General features: G+C 65.8%; 19 protein-coding genes. 5 read left to right on the top strand and 14 right to left on the bottom strand.

All coding sequences use genetic code 11. The annotated features are described in order from the left end of the window. The first annotated feature begins 150 nt into the window (after positions 1 to 150). The 5 genes from sdaAA to DW037_RS03685 all read left to right on the top strand — a co-directional run bounded on the left by sdaAA (position 151) and on the right by DW037_RS03685 (position 7149). Positions 151 to 1758 carry an L-serine ammonia-lyase, iron-sulfur-dependent, subunit alpha gene (sdaAA, locus tag DW037_RS03705; RefSeq protein WP_118372841.1) on the top strand — a complete coding sequence of 536 codons (1608 nt, stop codon included), beginning with the start codon at positions 151 to 153 and terminating at the stop codon, positions 1756 to 1758. A 149-nt stretch (positions 1759 to 1907) separates the two neighbouring features. Beyond that, positions 1908 to 3623, top strand: a complete 1716-nt coding sequence (locus tag DW037_RS03700) for a L,D-transpeptidase (RefSeq protein ID WP_158571931.1) — start codon at positions 1908 to 1910, stop codon at positions 3621 to 3623. A 132-nt stretch (positions 3624 to 3755) separates the two neighbouring features. Beyond that, a complete protein-coding gene (locus DW037_RS03695) occupies positions 3756 to 5165 on the top strand; it encodes an efflux RND transporter periplasmic adaptor subunit (RefSeq protein WP_117629346.1) in 1410 nt (469 codons plus the stop codon). After that, complete coding sequence (locus DW037_RS03690) at positions 5165 to 5938, top strand: ABC transporter ATP-binding protein (RefSeq protein WP_055250391.1); 774 nt, start codon at positions 5165 to 5167, stop codon at positions 5936 to 5938. The genes DW037_RS03695 and DW037_RS03690 overlap by 1 nt, the downstream gene beginning before the upstream one ends. Then, positions 5935 to 7149, top strand: a complete 1215-nt coding sequence (locus tag DW037_RS03685; protein ID WP_117629345.1) for an ABC transporter permease — start codon at positions 5935 to 5937, stop codon at positions 7147 to 7149. Before DW037_RS03690 ends, DW037_RS03685 begins: the two co-directional genes overlap by 4 nt. A 232-nt stretch (positions 7150 to 7381) precedes the next feature. Here the strand turns inward: DW037_RS03685 and cobK are convergent, their stop codons facing one another. The 14 genes from cobK to DW037_RS10735 all read right to left on the bottom strand — a co-directional run. Continuing rightward, positions 7382 to 8155, bottom strand: coding sequence for a precorrin-6A reductase (cobK, locus tag DW037_RS03680; protein WP_117629344.1), 774 nt, complete (start codon positions 8153 to 8155; stop codon positions 7382 to 7384). Then, positions 8152 to 8793 (bottom strand): precorrin-8X methylmutase, encoded by a 642-nt coding sequence (locus tag DW037_RS03675; protein WP_117629343.1) that lies wholly within the window; start codon positions 8791 to 8793, stop codon positions 8152 to 8154. The genes cobK and DW037_RS03675 overlap by 4 nt, the downstream gene beginning before the upstream one ends. Then, a complete protein-coding gene (locus DW037_RS03670) occupies positions 8794 to 9309 on the bottom strand; it encodes a cob(I)yrinic acid a,c-diamide adenosyltransferase (RefSeq protein WP_118372839.1) in 516 nt (171 codons plus the stop codon). It abuts the gene before it with no gap. Further along, complete coding sequence (locus DW037_RS03665; RefSeq protein ID WP_233542239.1) at positions 9306 to 10805, bottom strand: cobyric acid synthase; 1500 nt, start codon at positions 10803 to 10805, stop codon at positions 9306 to 9308. The genes DW037_RS03670 and DW037_RS03665 overlap by 4 nt, the downstream gene beginning before the upstream one ends. After that, the gene (locus DW037_RS03660; RefSeq protein ID WP_158571930.1) at positions 10798 to 12021 is read right to left on the bottom strand and encodes a histidinol-phosphate transaminase; all 1224 of its coding nucleotides are present in this window, start codon (positions 12019 to 12021) and stop codon (positions 10798 to 10800) included. The genes DW037_RS03665 and DW037_RS03660 overlap by 8 nt, the downstream gene beginning before the upstream one ends. Further along, positions 12018 to 12992 carry an adenosylcobinamide-phosphate synthase CbiB gene (cbiB, locus tag DW037_RS03655; RefSeq protein ID WP_118372836.1) on the bottom strand — a complete coding sequence of 325 codons (975 nt, stop codon included), beginning with the start codon at positions 12990 to 12992 and terminating at the stop codon, positions 12018 to 12020. The genes DW037_RS03660 and cbiB overlap by 4 nt, the downstream gene beginning before the upstream one ends. Then, the gene (locus DW037_RS03650; RefSeq protein ID WP_233542238.1) at positions 12992 to 13948 is read right to left on the bottom strand and encodes a histidine phosphatase family protein; all 957 of its coding nucleotides are present in this window, start codon (positions 13946 to 13948) and stop codon (positions 12992 to 12994) included. Before DW037_RS03650 ends, cbiB begins: the two co-directional genes overlap by 1 nt. 41 nt (positions 13949 to 13989) lie before the next feature. Further along, on the bottom strand, positions 13990 to 14757 hold the full coding sequence (gene cobS, locus DW037_RS03645) for an adenosylcobinamide-GDP ribazoletransferase (protein ID WP_158559575.1): 768 nt from the start codon (positions 14755 to 14757) through the stop codon (positions 13990 to 13992). Beyond that, the gene (locus DW037_RS03640; protein ID WP_118372844.1) at positions 14754 to 15302 is read right to left on the bottom strand and encodes a bifunctional adenosylcobinamide kinase/adenosylcobinamide-phosphate guanylyltransferase; all 549 of its coding nucleotides are present in this window, start codon (positions 15300 to 15302) and stop codon (positions 14754 to 14756) included. The genes cobS and DW037_RS03640 overlap by 4 nt, the downstream gene beginning before the upstream one ends. Continuing rightward, a complete protein-coding gene (locus DW037_RS03635) occupies positions 15299 to 16441 on the bottom strand; it encodes a nicotinate-nucleotide--dimethylbenzimidazole phosphoribosyltransferase (RefSeq protein WP_118372834.1) in 1143 nt (380 codons plus the stop codon). Before DW037_RS03635 ends, DW037_RS03640 begins: the two co-directional genes overlap by 4 nt. Continuing rightward, positions 16434 to 17816 carry a cobyrinate a,c-diamide synthase gene (locus DW037_RS03630; RefSeq protein WP_233542236.1) on the bottom strand — a complete coding sequence of 461 codons (1383 nt, stop codon included), beginning with the start codon at positions 17814 to 17816 and terminating at the stop codon, positions 16434 to 16436. The genes DW037_RS03635 and DW037_RS03630 overlap by 8 nt, the downstream gene beginning before the upstream one ends. After that, positions 17813 to 19285 (bottom strand): precorrin-6y C5,15-methyltransferase (decarboxylating) subunit CbiE, encoded by a 1473-nt coding sequence (cbiE, locus tag DW037_RS03625; protein WP_118372833.1) that lies wholly within the window; start codon positions 19283 to 19285, stop codon positions 17813 to 17815. Before cbiE ends, DW037_RS03630 begins: the two co-directional genes overlap by 4 nt. Further along, complete coding sequence (cobJ, locus tag DW037_RS03620) at positions 19273 to 20016, bottom strand: precorrin-3B C(17)-methyltransferase (protein ID WP_117765626.1); 744 nt, start codon at positions 20014 to 20016, stop codon at positions 19273 to 19275. Before cobJ ends, cbiE begins: the two co-directional genes overlap by 13 nt. After that, a partial coding sequence (locus DW037_RS10735; RefSeq protein WP_233542234.1) for a cobalamin biosynthesis protein occupies positions 20016 to 20429 on the bottom strand: 414 nt, incomplete at its 5' end. The genes DW037_RS10735 and cobJ, both read right to left, overlap by 1 nt.

Raw genomic sequence — 20429 nt, 5'->3', positions numbered from 1 at the left:
CCTTAGTCCCGAGGGGCGGGGCATAAGGTCGATCGCGAGTTCCGCACGAGCCGGAGAGCACTTAATGTGCTCTCCGTGCGAGTCAGGACTGTCCGAGCAGGCGACCTTATGCCCCGCCCCTCGGGACGACGGGATAGAACAGGAGCGCATATGGCAGGCAAGCCACAAACACTAGCTACGACCTCGGCATTCGAGATCTTGGGCCCCGTCATGGTCGGCCCCAGCTCATCGCACACCGCCGGCGCCCTGCGCTGCGCACAAGTTGCCGCCAGCCTGCTGGAAGGCCGCATCACCAAAGTCACCTTTGGCCTGTGGAACTCCTTCGCCCACACCTACCGCGGCCACGGCACCGACCGCGCTCTCGTCGCGGGCATTCTGGGCCTCGACACCGATGACGAGAACATCAAGCAGGCCTTCGACCTCGCACGCGAGCAGGGCCTCGACTACCACTTTGAAATTAAGGGCGACGACGCCTCCATCCATCCCAACACCGTCGACATCGACATGGCCGACGATACGGGCGCCACGGTGCAGGTCCGCGGCGAGAGCCTCGGCGGCGGCAAGATGCGCATCAGCCGCATCAACGGCGTCGGCGTCGATATCTCGGGCATGTATTCCACGCTCTTCGTGGCCCACCAGGACGTCCCCGGTGTGCTCGCCGCGCTCACGAACCTGCTCGCCTACGCACATGTAAACATCGCTTTCTGCCGCACCTACCGCACCGAGGTGGGCGGCCAGGCATACTCCGTCTTTGAAACCGATGGCGCCCCCGACGACACCGTCATCCCCATGCTGCGCAAGCTCGACAATGTAAACTACGCCACCTTTATCGAGCTCCCGGGCTCGGCCTCGTCGCTCTCCCCCGGCGTTTCGGCCAAGGAAATCTTTGACGATGGTGCGCAGTTGCTCGACGCCTGCGCCGAACTCGGCCTCAACATCGGCGCCGTCATGGCCGTTCGCGAGGCGCGCCTGACCGGCGAGGCCCACGCCGTCGCCGCCATGCGCCGCGTGCTCGACGTCATGCGCGAGGAGACCACGGCCCCCATCGCCAATCCTCAGCGCTCGCTCGGCGGGCTTATCGGCGGCGAGGCCAAGCTCGTTGATGCCACCGGCCGCAACGACTTGAGCGTAAGCCTGATGGGCGCCGTCCAGACCGATGCCGTGGCCCGCGCCATGGCCGTCCTTGAGCGCTCCGCCACAATGGGAGTGATCGTCGCCGCCCCCACGGCCGGCTCCGCAGGCGTCGTGCCCGGCTGCGTGCTGGCGCTCGCCGACCATCTGCAACTGGACGATGAGCAAGTCATGGACGCCCTCTACTGCGCCGCCGCCATCGGCCTCAACCTCACCACGAGCGCCTGCGTCGCCGGCGCCGAGGGCGGATGCCAAGCCGAGGTGGGAAGCGCGGCCGCCATGGCCGCCGCCGCGCTGGTGCAGATGCTCGGAGGCACGCCTGAGCAGGCACTCGACGCCAGCTCCATCGCCCTGAGCAACCTGCTGGGCCTGGTCTGCGACCCGGTGGGCGGCCTCGTGGAGGTGCCGTGCCAAAACCGCAATGCCATCGGCGTGGCCGCGGCATTTAGCTCGGCGCAGCTTGCACTTGCCGGTATCAAGAGCCTGGTGCCGTTTGACCAGATGGCGCACGTCATGCTCTCCGTGGGCCACGCGTTGCCGGCCACGCTGCGCGAGACGGCAAAGGGTGGCATCGCGCAGGCTCCGGCCGCACTTTCGGCCTGTGCAAAATGCGGTGAGTGCGGATAGCGACAAAGAAAGACTCGAAGGTGGGACAAATGTCCCACCTCTTTTGAATGCCACCGTTTCCATACCACAAACAACTGGGTAATCGCTATAATGCAAGCCCAGTAAAAACACGATGAGCCGCAAGGCGAAATCCGAAGGATATGCATACGATGTCGCAAAACGATCGAACTCAACTGATTCCCGATCCGCAGCAGCCGAGCAGGCACACCGGCGGCGTTCAGTCGCCGCGTCCTATCGCGCCGAGCCGCGGTCAGCAGCGAGGTGCGGCAAACGTTTCCCAACGTCCGAACAAGCAGCATCAGCAGCGCCAGGCAAATGGCAATGCGCCCAAGCAGCCCCCCACGCACGCTCGAGGCGATCGCGGCCCCGCACGCAAACCCGCCGAGAACAATAAGTCGGGCAAAAAGACGACGCTCTTTGTCGTTCTGGGTCTTATCGTCATTGTCTATATCGTAGGCGTTGTAGCGTTTTCGCAGGTAGCCTACCCCAACACCACTATCGCCGGCGTCGATGTCTCGTTCTCCAACGCTTCGTCTGCCGCCACCAAGGTCAACTCGGCTTGGAAGCACTATAAGCTCACCGTGACAGGCGATGATTTTAGCTGGACCTATCAGCCCGAGTCCGATGAGCCCATTGTCGACGGCGAAGCTGCCGCAAAAGAGATTATCAGCCGCAACGAAGCCATTGTATGGCCGGTTCGCCTTGTAGAATCCTTAAGCGGCAAGACCAAAACAACCGCTAGCTCCAACGAAGTCGATCTTGATCAAGACGTCGACCTGTCCATGCTCTCCGACACCTTTGACCAAAAGCAGTTTGAGAAGGATCTGGGCGCCGCCATCGACGAGTTTAACGAGGGGCGTTCGGGCGCGTTCGAGGCCAATAGCTCCTATGACGAGCAGGCCGGCAAGTTTACCGTCGAGAAGGCGCGCTCCAACGAAAAACTCAACCGCGAGCATGTCATTAAGTATGCCGAGCTCGAGCTTGCCTCGCTGGCCGAGACCGTAGATCTTTCCAAGCTCGGCAACGATGCCTATGAGCCGCTCAATGGAACGCTGACCGATGATCAGATTCAGGCCGCATGCGATGCCGCCAACAACTTCTTGGGCGTCAACGTGACCCTCAAGCTCAACGGCGAGGATGCCGGCAAGGTTGATGGCAGCTCCGTATTGCAGTGGATCAGCTTTGCCGATCCGGCCAACCCCACGCTCGATACGTCGCAGATCAGCAGTTGGGCAGCCGAGCTCGCCAACGGCTTTAATACCGTGGGCTCCACTCGCTGGTGGACGCGCGCCGATGGCAAGCAGTGTGCCGTCGAAGGCGGTGACTTTGGTTGGTCCATCGACAGCAGCTCGCTCGCCAAGCAGGTCGAGGACGCCATTAACAACAAGCAGACCGGCGAAATCGAGATCAAGTACTCCCAGAAGGCCGACACCTTTACCGCAAAGGGAGAGCCCGACTGGAAGGCGTATATCGACGTCGATCTGTCCGAGCAGCACGCGCGCTACTATGACGAGAACGGTAATATCGTTTGGGAGGCCAACTTTATTTCTGGCAAGCCGGGAGAGGACGCCACCCCCGAGGGCGTATGGCAGATCAACAGCAACAATGGCGCCAGCAAGCTTATCGGTGCCAAGGACCCCGAGACCGGCAAGCCCAAATACGAGAGCCCGGTAAGCTACTGGATGCCGTTCGAGGGCAATATGGTCGGATTCCACGACGCCACCTGGCAAAACGATTCGAGTTTCGATAACGCCGAATCGTACAAGTGGTGCGGTAGCCACGGTTGTATCAACCTGCGTCTGGCCGATGCCAAGTCGCTCCACGAGCGCATCAAAGTCGGCCTCTGCGTGGTCGTGCACTCGTAACGCAGCTAACGTCTACAACAAGTAAACAGCACGGCGACAAAACTTACAGTACCGTCATCCGCAACTTCTATACGCCCGCCCATCGCGACGGGCGTATATACTTATCGGAGCCATATCGATAAAGGAGACGCTATGTCCAAGGTCCCCACGATCAATCCGGGTCCTGACGATTCCGATCGCATGCCCCAAGATGCCACCGAGACCCTGCCGATTATCAGCGCTGCAGACACCAAGCAGCCCCAAACGAGTCTCGACGATTCGACCGATATCTCCGATGAAGAAGCCTATGCAAAGCTCAAGGCAAAGCGTGCTGAGCGTCGGCGCAAAAAGCTCATCCGACGCGGTATCGCCGTCGGTGTCGTTGTTGCCATCGCACTCATTGCCATCATCGCAACGCTGGTCATCAACGCGCAACCCGCAGGCACCAACGGACCGGTGACCGACATGGTCACCGAAGGCACGTTTACCACCACAGTCGAAGCCAAGGGGCAGCTTAAGCCCATCTCGGCATCGGTCGTCTCCCCTTCTGTCGACGGTACGGTTGAAAAGATCAACATGCAGGCCGGACAGAGCGTCAACGAGGGCGACGTACTCATGACCATTAAGAACGACGCGCTCGATAGCGCTGTTTCCGAGGCGCAGCGCGCGGTCGCGGCCGCCCAGGAAGACCTGAACAATGCAAAGGTGGCACTCGCGGCCGCACAGGCCGCACCGACAACGGACAGTGACGGATCGACCGGTCCATCGGACGCAAACGCCAACGCAAATGCCGTCTCGACCGCCCAGCGCAACCTCGCCTCGGCCCAGGCAGCGCTGGAACAGGCAACTGCAAAGGCGGCCGAGCGCACCGTAAAGGCCCCCAGCTCGGGCAGCATCGTGGAGCTCAACGCCAAGGTGGGCGCCACGGTAACAGGCGGCATGATCATGGGCGAAAGCGATACAAGCGGCGGCAAGCAGTGCATGCAGATTGCCGACCTGTCCAAGATGAAGGTGACCGTGCAGGTGGGCGAAAAGGATATCGCCAAGATCGCCGTGGGCCAGAGCGCCAACGTGACCTATCCAGCGTTTCCCGATATCGTGAGCCAGGGAACGGTCACGGCCATCGCCTCGGTGGCAAACTCCGACTCCAACTCCGGCGGCGGCAGCGTAACCTTTAACGTCGACATCCTCATCGAAGCACCCGACAGTCGCCTTAAGCCGGGTATGACTGCTGAGGTCTCGGTAGTGACCGAGAAGCTCGACGACGTGGTTATGGTGCCGACCATGGCGCTGATGACCGAAGATGGCGAGCACTATTACGTCAATCTGGCCACCGATTCGGAAGGCAAGAAGACGCGCCGCGTGAAGGTGACCGTCGTGACGCAAAACGACAACGAGGCTGTAGTCGGTAAGACGCAGGTCAAGCGCGACGACCAGGGCAACGAGATCAACCCAGACGTCCCGGTTACCAAGTTACGCGACGGCGACACCATTGTGACGGATACCGGCACAGGCATGACGGCAGACGGCGGCGACAATATGTCTGCCGACGAGGGCAAGTAATGCGTCCCGTCATCGACATCCGCAACGTGCACCGCATCTTTGAGAGCGAGGCCGGTTGCGCCCACATCCTGCACAACGTGAGCCTGGCGGTGAACCCCGGTGAGTTCGTCGCCATCACCGGCCCCTCGGGCTCGGGCAAGTCGACGCTCATGAACATCCTGGGCTGCCTGGACAAGCCGACGGCGGGTGATTATTTCCTGCAAGGGCTCAACGTCGCCGAGCTCGACGATGATGAGCTCACCGAGGTGCGCGCGCTGAGCATCGGCTTTGTCTTTCAGAGTTTTAACTTGCTGCCGCGTCTGACGGTGATCGAAAACGTCATGCTGCCGCTGTCCTACACCAATGTGCCGCGTAGCCAGCGCGAGATGCGCGCCGTGCACGCGCTGCAAGCCGTCACATTGCCGGTCGACCATTGGGACCACCGCATATCGGAACTCTCGGGCGGACAGATGCAGCGCGTCGCCATCGCGCGCGCCCTCGTCAACGACCCGCCCATCATTTTGGCCGACGAGCCAACGGGAAATCTAGACTCGACAACCGGGGCGCTCGTCATGGAAACCTTCCACAAGCTCCAGAAACGCGGCAAGACCATCGTACTCATCACGCATGACCCCGGCATCGCCGCCGAGGCCGATCGAGCCGTAACCATCCGTGACGGGCGAATCCATGACGGCGCATATGTCGCGCATACACCGAATACGTTACGCGGGGCCGTCAAAAACCTGCCCGCGATTTCTGCAACCACCAATCAGCCGAAAGGAGCGAAGGCATGAGCACCCGCGATCTTGTCCAAGAAGCCCTTCACTCGCTCGAGGCCAACAAGGGGCGCAGCCTGCTCACCATCCTGGGTATTGTCATCGGCATCGCCTCAGTTATCGCCATGACTTCGCTCATCGGCGGAATCCAAAACAGCCTGGTCAACAGTCTGGGCCTCAATGCGGCGCGCATGGTGCAAATCTATTCGTCGCAAGAACTCACCGAGTCGGACATCGAAAAGCTTCAAAAACTGGTGCCGCAGATAGAGCAGATCGGCATTGTCGACAGCGGGTATACCGAATACAAGACCGGCGATAAAAGCTATACCGTCATGGCACAGGGTGTCGATAGCGACATGCTCGACGCCGTGGGAGCCAGCAAGCTCGTTGCGGGGCGCACCTATTCCCAGGCCGAGTCCCAATCAGGCTCGCGCGTGGCGCTCATCAGCCGTGGCGGCGCCGATCAGCTTTACGGCAACGAACAGGACGCGGTGGGCAAGACTATTAAGGTCTCCAACGGCGAGGTGCAGATTGTAGGCGTGATTGATGGCGGCAGCGACTCCATGGGCTCGCTCACGCTGTATATGCCACGCGAAACCATCGCCGGGCTGTTTGGCGACGAGAATCCTTCATTCCCCAGCGTGACGGCACTTGCCGCCGAGGGCACAGACATGGACGAGCTCTGCAAGACCATCGAGTCTAAGGTGCGCGCGATGAAGGGCATCTCGGAGGATGATGAGTACGACAGCGTATCGGCGACCTCCATGAAAAGCGCCATCGATGCACTCAACTCGTTTATGGGCGCCTTCTCGCTCATCATGGGCGCTGTCGCCAGTATCTCACTGCTTGTCGGCGGAATCGGCATTATGAATATGATGCTTACCAACGTGACTGAGCGCATCCGCGAGATCGGTATTCGCCGTGCCTTGGGCGCCAGTCGCCGCGATATCACCGCGCAGTTTTTGGCCGAGTCCTCGGCGCTGTGCGTCACCGGTGGCCTGCTGGGTGTCCTGATTGGCTATCTGCTGGCCTGGAGCCTCGCGATGTTTGCCGCAGGATCAGGGGTTCTCAACGAGCTCGGTGCCAGTGGGGAGATCACACCGAGCTTTTCAATCGCCACGGTGCTGCTGGCCTTCGGCGTCTCCGTCGGCATCGGCGTAATCTTTGGCTTCTACCCCGCTCGCCGCGCGGCAAAGCTCAACCCGGTGGAGTGCCTACGCTACCAGTAAGCCACCACCAGCTACCAGTAAGCCACCACCAACAAGTTGCGGTGAATTAGGAACCGAATATGCTATCTAGCAGCAAAAACAGACACTATTTCACCGCAACTTATTGAAGGACTGTTTGCGCCAGTTCTGGGCGTCGTCCTCGAGCTATTGATGGATGACGGGCTTGTACGGGTCGAGCTTGCACGGGGCGCTCCTCCTCGCGGGCGGGAGGGCGCGCAGGCGCGGCAAGCGCCTAGCGCGCGAACTCCCGTAAGAGCGCGTCTTCCACTTCCCGAAGCGAAAGGGCCCCGCCTCCCTCGGCGGGACGGGTGACCACGATGCAGCGCGCTCCCACGTCGCGCGCGGAGGCGAGCTTCTCGGCCGTGCCGCCTACGGTTCCCGAGTCCTTGGTCACAAGCCACTGGGCGCCCACCTGCCGAAGCATCGCCTCGTTGAGCTCGCGGGTGAAGGGCCCCTGCATGCCGATGACGTGCGACGGCGAAAACCCCGCGTCGATGCACTTCGTTATAGCACCGGGCAGCGGGAGCACGCGCACGAAGAAGCGCTCCGCGAAATCGGCGACGCGCGTGTAGGGAGCAAGCTCCTTGCTCCCCGTCGTGAGAAGAGCGCGACCCGGGTTCTCGGAGAGAAAGCGCGCCGCGCAGGCGATCGACGCGACCGACACGACGCCTTTGGGCAGCGCCTCGACCGGGCGCGCAAGGCGCAGGCATCGTGCACCCACGGCGAGCGAAGCGGCCCGGATGTTGCCGCTTGCGAGCGTAGCGAAGGGGTGCGTGGCGTCGACGACGATGCGCGCGCCGGAAAGCTCGCGCTCCATGTCGGCCTCGTCGAGCCTGCCCGCATGCACCTCGATGCCCGGAAGCTCGCCCAAAAGTTCGCCTCCGTACTCTGTTGCCGCGTAGGCACGGGCGGGGATGCCCGCCCCGCTCGCCCATTCGCACAGAAGGCGGCCCTCGGTGGTGCCGGCGAAGATGCGCAGCGCCGGCGCGGATGCGGGAGCCGTCACTTCGGGCCGCCTGTGCGCGTGATCTGGTAGAGCAGCGCGTTCATAATGGCAGCCGCCACGGTCGAGCCGCCCTTGCGACCCCTCGCGACGATGGCCGGCACGCGTCGTGCGAGTAGCTCCTCTTTCGCCTCGACCACGTTCACAAACCCGACCGGCACCCCAACGACGAGCGCGGGCGCGATCTTCCCCGCGTCCATGAGCTCGGCGAGGCGCAGAAGTGCTGTGGGAGCGTTGCCGACGGCCACGATGAGCGGACCCTCGATGCCGCAAGCTTTGTCCATGCTCGCAACGGCGCGAGTCGTGCCCGCGGCGCGCGCAGCCGCGGCGACATCAGGGTCGGCCATGTAGCACACGGCCTTGCAGCCGAGCTTCGCGAGCGCGGGCTTGCTTATGCCTGCGAGCGCCATGTTCGTGTCGGTGAGCACCGTGGCCCCTGCACGCAGAGCGTCGAGCGCACAGTGCGCAGCGTCATGGGTGAACACGAGGGAATCGGCGTACGAGAAGTCGGCAGTGGTGTGGATGACGCGTTTAACGACGGGCCCTTCGAGCGGCGGGAACGTGCGGCTGCCGAGCTCTTCGGTGATGATCTCGAAGCTGCGCCGCTCGATGTCGCCGGGCGCCATCTCCTTGGAATCCATCTAGTACTCCACTCCTTCCCTTGCACATATCCCCTGAGAGTAGGGGTGTTTCTCGCACCGCATCTCGGTTATGTAGTCGGCCTTCTCCACGATTTTGCGGGAAGGCGCGCGCCCGGTGAGCGCTACTTCGACGCCACGCGCGGACATATCGAGCGCGCGGTCCACGAGCGCCTCGTCGACAAGCCCCTTCGAAAGCGCGTCGAGCGCCTCGTCGAGCACGAGCAGCCCCTCCTGAGCGCCCTCGAGCTCGGCGAGCGCGGAAGCGAGGTTCCCATCGTGCAGCTCGCACGTCGCGGCAAGATCTTCCGACGTCATCGACCAGGTAAACTTGTCCGACACCTTCCCCGCGAACACGGGCACGCCGAAATGCTCGGCGAGCAGGCGCGCCTCCCCGCTTTCGCCGTCTTTCAGGAACTGCACGACGACGACGCGGCGGCCTGCGGCGAGCATGCGAAGGGCGAGGCCCATCGCCGCCGTGGTCTTGCCTTTGCCGTCGCCATGATACACGTGGATCATACGCCCTCCTCGATAATGCGGTAGACATACTCCATGTCAAGCGCCCCGCGCACGACGTCGGCCAGGCGGTCGAACTCGCGCGCACGGTGATCGGCTGCGGACGCTGCGCCCGCAGCACCCACGACGCTCTCGGGCAGGCCGCGCATGCGCGCGAGCGAGCGCGCGAGAGCGAGCGCCACCCCCGGTTCGTCGAACAGGCCGTGGAGATAGGTTCCGAACACGTTTCCGCAGGCCGCGCCTTCTGGTTTGCCGCCAATCGTGCCCGCAGGGGCGCAGAGGACGGTCGTTTCGCCGTCGTGAATCTCGTACCCGCGCGCCGTCATGCCGTTCCACACCGAGAACGCGCCTTGGGCGCCCGTGATGCGCAGCTCCGACTGGGCGAGGCGCTTTTCCTCCTTGAACACCGTACTTGCAGGGATGAGCCCGAGCCCGCGCGCGGTGCCAGCGCCTTCCCTGCCGTGCGGGTCGGAAAGCTCGTCTCCCAAAAGCTGGTAGCCTCCGCATATGCCGAGCACCGGCGTGCCCGCGCCCGAAAGCGCGCGTACACAGGCTCCGATGCCGCTAGCCGCAAGCCAGCGCGCGTCGTCGAGCGTGGTCTTCGAGCCGGGAAGCACCACCAGGTCGGGTCGGCCCAGATCGGTCGTCGAGGAAACGTAGCGCACGCCCACGCCGGGCACGCGCGAAAGCGGGTCGAAGTCGGTGAAGTTCGACAGATGCGGAAGACGCACGACGGCGACGTCGATGACGCCGCGCGCCTCGCGGGCAGATAGGCGCGGCGCGAGCGAGTCCTCGTCGTCCAGGTCGAGCGTAAGATACGGCACGACCCCCACGACGGGAACCCCGCACATCTTCTCGAGCGGGGCCAAACCCGGGCGCAGGATTTCCACATCGCCGCGGAACTTGTTCACCACAAGCCCCCGCAAAAGCGCGCGGTCCTCGGGCGCAAGGAGCGCGACCGTGCCGTAGAGCTGGGCAAACACCCCGCCCGGGTCGATGTCGCCCGCGAGCAGCACGGGGGAGGACACGGCGCGCGCGAGCCCCATGTTGACGATGTCGTTTTCGGCAAGGTTGATTTCGGCGGGGCTGCCGGCGCCCTCGATGACGATGACGTCGTTTTCCTCCGCGAGCGAATCGAACGCCTCCAAAATCTGCGGCATGAGCGCCTTCTTTCGCGCGAAGTAGTCCCTCGCAGCGAAGGCTCCCTGCGCCTTGCCGGCCACGATGAGCTGGCTTCGGTGGCCGCTTTCGGGCTTGAGCAGGATGGGGTTCATGCGCACGTCGGGCGCGATGCCGCACGCCTCGGCCTGCATAATCTGGGCGCGCCCCATCTCGAGCCCGTCGGCCGTGACACCGCTGTTGAGTGCCATGTTCTGGCTCTTGAAGGGAGTCACGCGCAGGCCGTCCTGCGAAAGTACGCGGCACAGCCCAGCCGCAAGCAGGCTCTTCCCCGCGTTCGACATGGTGCCCTGGATCATGATGGGCTTCGCCCTACCCACGGGTATCGACCTCCTTCGCCGAGCCTCGGCCATCCGCGCCCGCCATAGCGCCGCTGCAAGAAGCGCCGCCCCGTTCGTCGGGTTCGCCTTCGCCCGATGCGCCTTCCGCCCGAAGCGCACGGCTGAACGCCATCGCAAGCCGGGCATTCTCCTTGCGCGTGCGCACCGCGACGCGGCACCAGAAACGGGACAGTACCGAAAACGAGTCGCACGTGCGGACCAAAACCCCCTGTTTATACAGGCGCTCGGGGATGTCTTTCGCCGGCGTGCGGACTAAAAGGAAGTTCGCATCCGACGGCACGACGGAAAGCCCGAGCGAGGAGAGCTCATGGGAAAGCCAAGCTCGCTCGCCCGCCAATACATCGCGCGTGCGCGAGACGTATTCAACGTCCTCCAGGGCGGCGATGCCCGCGGCCTCGGCGACCGAGGAGACGGGCCACGCCTGCCCCGCCCGGCGAATCCCCTCGATGAGTTGGGCGTTTCCGCTGATCAGATATCCCAACCGCAACCCCGCCATTCCGTAGAGCTTGGTGAACGCGGAGAGCACGGCCACATGGCGCGAACACGCGGCGCGTGCGGCCACGCTCCTTTCGCGGGCGTCGGGCGCAAATCCGAGAAAGCACTCGTCCACGACGAGCAGCGCGCCCACCTGCTCGCAGCGGCAGGCCGCAGCATCGATCACACGGGGGTCGACGAGGCGCCCCGTCGGGTTGTTCGGATTGCAGAGGTACGCCACGTCTCTCGGCCCCTCGATCGCGCGGGCGAAGGAGGCAGGCACGTCGAAGTCGTCCGCTTCGGAGAGCGGGAACTCCTGCACGCATGCGCCGTAGTACGATGCCGCCTCCGCATATTCAGAGAACGTCGGCGCGCACACGACGAGGCGTTTCGAGCGCACCGCCGCGGCGAGCCGCCAGATGATGTCGGACGCGCCCGCGCCGCAGACGATAGTATCTTCGGGAATGCCCTGGTCGCGCGCTAGCGCGCGACCGAGGGCGAGGCTTTCCCTATCGGGGTAGGCGTCGATTCGAGAAAGCGCCTTGCAAGCTGCGGCGACGGCGCGCGGCGAGGGGCCTGCCGGATTCACGTTCACCGAGAAGTCAATGAGGTCGGAGGCACCCCCTTCGCAAGCGATGCCGAGCGATTGCGCGCTGCCCCCATGCGTGCGGGCGCGCAGGATTCCCCCGGCAGCCCGGGGCGCGGCGTGGTCTTTCCTCATGCCATCGCCCCCACGGCGAGCACGACCGCCGCGCGCGCGGCGCCGAAGACGACGAGCGCGCATACGGACGCGGCGAGCATGAGCCTTGTCGCCCGGGCGATGTCGCCCCACTCGATTTCGCGGGACGCGTCGCCTATCGTCGGTTTCTCAACGAGCTTGCCGAAATACACCGCGGGTCCTGCCAGGCGCAGTCCGAGCGCACCCGCGCACGCCGACTCGGTCTGCGCCGCGTTCGGGCTCGCATGGCGACGCCTGTCGCGGCGCCAGATGCGCGCCGCCCCGCGCGCGTCGAGCCCGACGATCGGGCACACGGCGATCATGAACAGGGCCGATAACCGCGAGGGAATCCAGTTCACCGCATCGTCGAGGCGCGCCGAGGCGCAGCCGAAGTCGATGTAGCGCTCGTTTTTGTAGCCCACCATGCTGTCGAGCGTGTTCACCGCCTTGTACGCCATGCCCAAAGGCGCACCCCCGATCATAAGGTAGAAAAGCGGCGCGATGACGCCGTCGCTCGCGTTCTCCGCCACCGTTTCCACGGCGGCGCGCGCGACGCCCTGCTCGTCGAGAACAGACGTGTCGCGTCCCACGATGAGCCCGACAGCTTCACGCGCCGCGACAAGGCCGCCCCTCGAGAACGCACGGGCCACGGCCAGGCTCTGGCGGCGCAGCTCGCATGCCGCGAGAATCTGATAGCTCGCCCATGCCTCGGCCACGAAGCGCAGGCCGGAGTGAACCATGCCGCAAAGATGCAGGATTCCCCAGGTCAAAAGCCCACACGCAAGCGGAAGCGCCACGGCGAGCACAAGTCCTGCGGCGCGCGTGCCCGCGGACGTTTGCGGGAATGCGCGCCGCAGGCGGCCTTCGGCACACGTGATCGCGCGCCCCATGGCGACGACGGGATGGGGAAGCCAGCGCGGGTCGCCGAAGGCAAGGTCGGTCGCGAACCCGGCGGCGACGGCAAGAATCGTCATCACCGGGCATCGCCCCCCGAAGCGGGGCGAACGTCGCGAAGGCAGCGCCCATCCCAGGTGGCGGCCCATGCGCCGCCCGGCTCGGTATGCACGTCGAAGTATCCAATTTTCGGGACAGCTAGCTCGGAGAGCAATGCTTTCACGGTACCCGCGTGAACGACGAAGACGGCGCGCCCACTCCCCTGGACGCGCTCCGATTCGCACGCCTCCCGAAACGCCGCGACGACGCGGCGGGTGAAATCGCTCTTGCCCTCGCCATGCGGGCAGCGCGTCTCGCACCAGGAGTCTACCCAAGCGCGGTAGCGCGCATCCTCTTTAAGCTCGGCGGCGCTTCGCCCCTCGAAGTCGCCGAAATCCATCTCGCGCAGACCGGGGCACGCAATAAACTCCGCGTTCGGGAAGAGGATGCGCGCCGTCTGGTCGGTGCGGGCCATGCCGCTCGTGATAACACGGAACACGTCACGATAGCACGCGAGGTCGCGCAAAGCGCGCTCACCCGCGCTCGACAGGGGCTCGTCGGTGCCCGCCCCGCTGTAGCGATGGTCTTCCGTGCCCGCCGTGGCACCATGGCGCACGAAGACGACTTCCAAAGGCGCGCCCGCACCCTGCGCCCCTCGAGGCGCATCGACAAGGTTTCCTTTGATGACCTGGGGTATCCCGCACGTCATGTGCACGACGACATCGGCGCGCGCAGCGAGCGCGCATCCCAGGCGCCCCGCGCGCTCGCGCCATTGGGCGTCTTCCGCACGCATAGGGATGACCCCCGAGCCGACCAAGGACAGAATCACTACGTCGAAGCCGATCAGCCGCTCGAGCGCCCGGTCAGCGTCGAGCGCGCGTACGAGTTCCTCAGCACGGTAAGCGACACGGCCGGCAAAAGCCGCGGGCACGCCGCCCTCCGCAAACTGCGCCGCGTCGACGAAATCGTCCGCCGCGAACCCGAGCTTTTCGCGCACGAAGGTCCTCTTCCCCGAATGCGCGCCACCTACCACGAGCATCATAGGAGCATGCCCCCCGCCACCAGCATGGCAAGCATCGCGAGCTCGGCCCATTGCAGAAACCATCCGGCCAAATCCCCCGTCACCCCGCCGAAGCGGGACAGGGCAACATGGCGGTACCACGCGAGCGCCAAAAGCCCCGCCACAGCCATAAGGGCGCCGACGGCCTGAGCGCACGCGACCATCCCTGCAGCCGAAGCCGCAGCGAAAGCGCAAAGCGGCACGACGATCGCCGCGCGCTTCTTCGCAGGCGAGAGCCCCGCGGCCATGCCGTCCGCCCGCGCGGCAGGCCAGCATTCAACGGCGAGCCCCGAAAGCGAGCGGGAGAACACGAGAGAGCACAGAAGCGCGAGGAACGCCCCCGCCGTAAGCGACAGCGCGGTGAAAAGGGAAAACTGCAGAATAAGGTACACAACAACACCGATGACCCCGAAGGCGCCCGCTCGCGGGTCGTGCATGATCTCGAGCTTTCGCTCGCGCGGGGCCCAACTTGCAAGCGCATCGGAGGTGTCGCAGAGCCCGTCTAGGTGGATGCCTCCCGTCACCGCCACAGGCAGCGCCACGAGCACGGCCGCGACGATGGTCGCGGGCACGCCGAGCAAGTTCGCCACGTACCCCCACGCCGTCATGAGGAAGCCTTCCGCAAGGCCCACCAGGGGAAACGCGGCAAGCGCATGGGTTGACCCGAAATCGGTCCAGGCCGATTTCGGGACGGGGATGCGCGAGAACGTTCCGAACGCCGCGCCGATTGCCTCTACTATCTTCACCTTGTAGGTCCTTCGCCTTTCATCCACACGGGAATCCCGCATACCACTTCGACTGCGCGGTCGGCCAGCGCCGCCACACCCGCGTTCACGCGCGCGAGCGCGCGCCTCCATGCCTCGGTCCCTTCATCGTAGCGCATCCCATCGGCGAACACGTCGACGGTGACCACCACCGTATACGCAGCGGCCTGAGCGAGCCGTTCAATGCCTCCGAGCACCTCGCGCGCCGCAGCGTCGGGGTCACGCGGGGACAAGCCGCCTTCCGCGAAGAGCTCGTTCGCAACCAGGTTGCCCACGTCCTCCAAAAGAAGCGTGCAGCCGCGCGGAAGCCCGGGCACTGCGGCGCCCACGTCACGCGTGCACTCGAGGGTAGAAAACCCCTTGCCCTCGCGCAGCGCCCGATGGCGCGCGATGCGGCGGGCGCCCTCTTCCCCGAAGGGCTCCATCGTTGCCAGGTACACGCGGGGGCCGTCGTGCCCGAGGCACAGGGACTCGGCGTAGGCGCTCTTGCCGCTCGCGGCGGCGCCGATGACGAGTGTCACCGTCATTTCCCGGCCTCGAAATGCTCGTAAGCAGCCATGCCAGTCGCCGTGAACGTCTTCCCATCCCGGTACACGCGCAACGCCGAATCCAGAAGGGGCAGATACGCCATGGCGCCCGCGCCCTCACCCAAGTGCATGCCTGCGTCGAGTGGTGCCTTTATGCCGAGCTCGCGAAGGAGCTCCTGGCTTGCGGGTTCGCTTGATGCGTGGGTGCCCACGAGGTAGCCCAAGGCGTTGGGGCACAGGCGCGCCGCGCACAGGGCCGCCGTGCAGGATATGACCCCGTCGAGGAGCGCCGGCGCCTTCGAGGCCGCGGCCCCCAGGTAGAAGCCACACATCGCCGCGATGTCGAAGCCGCCCACCTTCGAGAGCACGTCGATCGGGTCGGCGGGATCGGGCGAGTTCGCGTCGATAGCGCGCTCGACCACGTCGCGCTTGCGCGCGAGCGATGCGTCCGAGAGCCCCGCGCCGCGCCCGACGAGGCTCCGCGCGTCCGCCCGGATGAGCACTGCGGCCACCGCCGCCGAGGTGGTCGTGTTGCCGATGCCCATCTCGCCCGAGGCCAGAAGGCGCACGCCGGCGCGGGCAAGCCCGCACGCGACGGCGATTCCGACCTCGATCGCGCGCACGGCCCCATCGCGAGACATAGCGGAGCCGAGAGCGATGTTGCCGCTCCCCCGCCGCACGTTCGCGCGCACCATGCGCGCGTCTTCTATGCCCCGGGCCATACCCACGTCGACGGGCACTACCTCGGCACCCGCGAACGCCGCCATGCGGCAGGCGCTCGCGGCCCCCTCGCACATGTTGCGCGCGACGGCTCGCGTCACATCTTGCCCGCTTTGCGACACGCCTTCGGCAACGACCCCGTTGTCGGAGAAGAATACCGCGAGCGCACGGGGAAACTCGGCCACCTCGGCGCTCCCCTGAGCTGCGGCGATACACGCGACGGCGTCTTCAAAGTCGCCCAATCCCCCCAAGGGGTGCGCGATGGAGTCCCACGCGGCGTACGCGGCGGCACGGGCGCACTCGTCTGCGGGCTCGATCCGGGAGAGCGCGGCTTCGAGCACGGCGCCCGGCGCCGACGAGAACGCGCGCTCGACTTCCTCGCGGATGCAGGCAAGCGCGGTTTCGGTTGCTTCAGCCATGCCGCCTCCTCTCTGCGAACGACGCTGCGGCAGACGCGAACGCGCGCGCAACGTCGGGGTTCGCAGGATAGTACACATGCGGGAAGCCCGCCACCAGGGACGGGGTGGTCGTCATGCACGGCCAGCCCTTGTCGCGCCGGGGCTTCTGCGCCCAAAAGTCGCCGCCCGGGCAGGTGGACTGCCAGTAGTGGAACTCGTGCGCGCGGATGCGTGTGCCGCGCGGCCCGTAGAGCCCGTCGCGTTGGGAAGTAAGCTCCACGTACCCGAAATGGGACAGCCTTCCCCTGTTCTCGCTTGCGCCCTCAAGGGCGCCCGCAACAGGCCAGCGCCGCCCCTCGCTATCGGCGATTTCGCGCTGCAGGTAAAGAAACCCACCGCATTCGGCGACCGTCGGCATGCCGGATTCCACCGCGCGCCGCACCGCCTCGCGCATCGGCGCGTTCTCGGAGAGCTGCCGCGCATGGAGCTCCGGGTAGCCGCCCCCCAGATAGAGGGCGCTTGTCCCCCGGGGCAACTCGCTATCACACAGGGGGCTGAAAAAGGCCAGCTCGCAACCCAGATCCTCGAGCGCGCGCAGGTTCTCCTCGTAGTAGAACGAGAACGCCTCGTCACGCGCGACGGCGACGATGGGCCGCGCTCCCGCGATCGGCTCCAACCGGTAAGGTTCCTCGCGGATATCGGGTGCCGTCGCCGCTATTTCGAGCAAGCGGTCGACGTCGACGCTCTTTTCCACCAGCTCGGCCATCTTGTCGATGCGCGCGGAGAGCTGCTCGACCTCGTCGGCGGTCACAAGCCCCAGATGCCGGCTTTCGAGCGAGAACGCCTCGTCGGCGGGGATATTCCCCAAAACCGCGACGCCCGTGTGCTTCTCGATCGCAGGCGCCGCGTAGGCGCAGGCAGCGGCGCTCGTCTTGTTCAGCACGACGCCGCGCACGTTCGCACAAGGCAGGAACTCGGCGATGCCGCGGATTACGGCGGCGAGCGATAAAGACGCCCCGCGCCCGTTCACCACTAAAACGACCGGCGTTTCCGTGTCGCGCGCAACCTGATAGCTGCTCGCGTCGGCCACGCCGGGCGCCATGCCGTCATAGAAGCCCATGACCCCCTCGAGCACCGCGACATCCGCGCCCGCGGCGCCGCATGCGAGCAGTGCGCGCAGCGTCGGGGCGTCGGTGAAGAAGCCGTCTAAATTGCCCGAGCGCGCACCCACGACGCGGCGATGAAAGAGCGGGTCAATGTAGTCGGGGCCGCATTTGAAGGCCGCGCATGCAAGGCCGCGGCGCGCGAGCGCGCGCAGGAGCGCGCACGTTACGACCGTCTTGCCGCTCCCGCTCGAGGGCGCAGCGACCATGAAGCGCGGGATGGACGTGCTCACCGGGCGCCGCCTTCCCCACCTGCGGCGCTGCAGTTAGCAAGCGAGACCACCTCAACGGATGGGTTCCCCTCGACAGAGGGGTCCTCCCCGACAGGCGACTCAGCAAGCGCGCCGACTTCGGCAAGCTCCTCGGCATCCGCGCCCGCACCACGCGCGCTGACGAGGAACACGGGGTTTTGCGCCTTCATAAGATGGTGCGAGCCTACAGCCTCGGCACGGGCGGCCGACACCTGGCACGCCTCGAACCCCTTAAAGCGCGAACCCGAGAGGAGCGCGAACGCCTCGGTGAGCGTCTCAACGGTGACGCATGGCACGCACAGGCGAACCTGCGAGTTCTTCTCGAGCGCCGCCTCCACGATGGAGGGAAGCTCGCCCGCGCTCCCGCCGACGAACACGGCGTCGGGGACGGGCAGTTTCGCGAGCGCTTCGGGGGCGACACCGGGGACCGCATGCACGTTGCCGCACCCGAATGCATCCGCGTTCTCTCGGATGAGCCGCACGCCGGTCGCGTTGCGCTCGACCGCCCATACCGACCCCGCTCGCGCGACGAGCGCCGCCTCGATCGAAACGCTCCCCGTGCCGGCGCCGACATCCCACACGGTGTCGGTCGCGGTAAGGCGCAGCTTCGCGAGCGCGACGGCGCGCACCTCCTGCTTGGTCATGGGAACGTCGCCGCGGATGAAGAGCTCGTCGGGAATGCCCGAGGAAGCGTACGGCCAGCGGGAGCTCGCGGCGCGGGATGCGCCCGCAGAGTCCGCCGCGAAAGAAGCCGCCGCGGGCGCAGACGCGCCGGCCGGCGTCTCGGAGGCTGCGCTAGAGCCCGCAGGCGAACCGGCGCAGCCTGCGAACTCGATAAGCATCACGTTCAAGTCGTCGAACGTCTGACCTGCGATTTCACTTGCGGTCGCGCAGGTGATGCGCTCGTCGGGGTACGACAGGCGCTCGGCCACCGTCACGCGCGCGTCCCCGAAGCCAGCCTGCACAAGCTCGCCCGAAAGCCGCGAGGGGTCTTCCCCGCCCGACGTGGCGAGGAAGAGCTCACCTGCGCGCTCGGCCTCGGCCACGATGTCGCACGCCACGCCGTGAGCGCTCGCGAAGCGCCAATCCTGCCATGGACGCGCGAGGCGCGCGGCGAGATACGACGCTGAGCTTATGCCGGGAATGACGCGCACGTCCACCTGCGCGTCGCCGGAGAGCGCCTCCACCAGGCGGCGCGCGCCGCTGAACAGCCCCACATCGCCCGTCATCACGACCACGGCGCGCTGCCACGACGCCGCATCGGTGAGCGCGGCGACGATGTCCGCCGTCTTCACGAGCTCGCATCTCACCACGTCGGGCGGCACGTCGATGCTGACAAGCGCGCGATGAGCGCCGATGACCACGTCGGCGATGTCAATCGCGTCGAGCGCCGCGCGCGAGAGCAAGTCGGGGTTTCCGGGCCCCGCCCCGATGATCGTTACCTTTCGCATGGAATCTCCCGATACCCGCGCGGCGTGACCATACGGCCGCCTACGCGCTTCGTGTCCGCGTTGCCGACGAACACGGTGGTGAACATGTCGGCGTCGAACTCCCCCAGCTCGGAGAGCCTGCACATGCCCGACTGCTGCCCCTCGCGCCCGATGTTGCGTACCCAGCCGCAGAGCGTGTCGGGGGCCTTCCATTCGAGCATAATCTTCGCCGCGCGCGAGAGCCTGTCGGCGCGCTTTCTGCTGCGCGGGTTGTACAAACAGATGCAGAAGTCGGCGCTCGCCACGGCGGCGAGCCTGCGCTCGATGACCTCCCACGGCGTGAGCAGGTCGGAGAGCGACACGACCGCGAAGTCGTGGGCAAGCGGGGCGCCGAGCACCGCCGACCCGCTCTGAGCCGCGGTGGCCCCGGCGATAACTTCCACGTCTACATCGGGGTAGTCCTCAGCAAGCTCCAGCACGGGGCTCGCCATGCCGTACACGCCCGCGTCACCGCTGCACACAAGCGCCACGGCTTCTCGGCACTGCGCGCGCGAAAGCGCCAGGCGGCACCGCTCGACCTCGTGCATCATCGGCGTCGCGAGATGCGCCGCGTCGGGCACGGCGGCGAGCGCGAGCTCCACGTATTTCGTATACCCCACAACGATGTCGGCCGCCTCGAGCGCGCGCCGAGCCGCAATCGTCATGCCGTCGGGGCCGCCCGGGCCGATCCCCACCACGAAGAGCTTTCCCATCACCGCTCCTTAAACGAAAGTTCGATAGTTACCTTGGAAAACGCGACGGTCACGCCGCCGTGAGCGAGCTTCGGGAAGATAAGTTTGCCCCCGCCCGCGAGCGCCGCGCGCTCGCACACATTGTCGACCCCCACCGTCGCGCGCACGAAATCAGATGGCGAAACGCTACCTTCGACCTGCGACAACTCCTCTGCGGAATACGTCGCAAGCGGAATCTTGCGCGCGCGGCAGAAGGCGAGCAGACCCTCCTCGTGCGCCTTCACGTCGATCGTCGCCGCCTCGCGCACGGCCGAAGGCGAGATACCCGCCTGCCCGCACGCGAGAAGAAACGCCTCCCCGATCGCTTCGGCGCACGCACCGCGACGGCACCCTATGCCCGCAACGATGCAGGGCACGACAAGGCGAAGCGGCTC

Origin of the sequence: Collinsella sp. AF39-11AT (genome assembly GCF_003474585.1) — a bacterium.
Lineage (GTDB): Bacteria > Actinomycetota > Coriobacteriia > Coriobacteriales > Coriobacteriaceae > Collinsella.
This window is presented reverse-complemented; position numbering and strand designations above follow the sequence as displayed.

What these genes read in the sequence shown, in the direction of transcription:
- sdaAA (WP_118372841.1), top strand. Translation starts at nt 151, where the DNA reads ATGGCAGGCAAGCCACAAACACTAGCTACGACCTCGGCATTCGAGATC.
- DW037_RS03700 (WP_158571931.1), top strand. Translation starts at nt 1,908, where the DNA reads ATGTCGCAAAACGATCGAACTCAACTGATTCCCGATCCGCAGCAGCCG.
- DW037_RS03695 (WP_117629346.1), top strand. Translation starts at nt 3,756, where the DNA reads ATGTCCAAGGTCCCCACGATCAATCCGGGTCCTGACGATTCCGATCGC.
- DW037_RS03690 (WP_055250391.1), top strand. Translation starts at nt 5,165, where the DNA reads ATGCGTCCCGTCATCGACATCCGCAACGTGCACCGCATCTTTGAGAGC.
- DW037_RS03685 (WP_117629345.1), top strand. Translation starts at nt 5,935, where the DNA reads ATGAGCACCCGCGATCTTGTCCAAGAAGCCCTTCACTCGCTCGAGGCC.
- DW037_RS03675 (WP_117629343.1), bottom strand. Translation starts at nt 8,793, where the DNA reads ATGGATTCCAAGGAGATGGCGCCCGGCGACATCGAGCGGCGCAGCTTC.
- DW037_RS03670 (WP_118372839.1), bottom strand. Translation starts at nt 9,309, where the DNA reads ATGATCCACGTGTATCATGGCGACGGCAAAGGCAAGACCACGGCGGCG.
- DW037_RS03660 (WP_158571930.1), bottom strand. Translation starts at nt 12,021, where the DNA reads ATGAGGAAAGACCACGCCGCGCCCCGGGCTGCCGGGGGAATCCTGCGC.
- cbiB (WP_118372836.1), bottom strand. Translation starts at nt 12,992, where the DNA reads ATGACGATTCTTGCCGTCGCCGCCGGGTTCGCGACCGACCTTGCCTTC.
- DW037_RS03640 (WP_118372844.1), bottom strand. Translation starts at nt 15,302, where the DNA reads ATGACGGTGACACTCGTCATCGGCGCCGCCGCGAGCGGCAAGAGCGCC.
- DW037_RS03635 (WP_118372834.1), bottom strand. Translation starts at nt 16,441, where the DNA reads ATGGCTGAAGCAACCGAAACCGCGCTTGCCTGCATCCGCGAGGAAGTC.
- cbiE (WP_118372833.1), bottom strand. Translation starts at nt 19,285, where the DNA reads ATGCGAAAGGTAACGATCATCGGGGCGGGGCCCGGAAACCCCGACTTG.
- cobJ (WP_117765626.1), bottom strand. Translation starts at nt 20,016, where the DNA reads ATGGGAAAGCTCTTCGTGGTGGGGATCGGCCCGGGCGGCCCCGACGGC.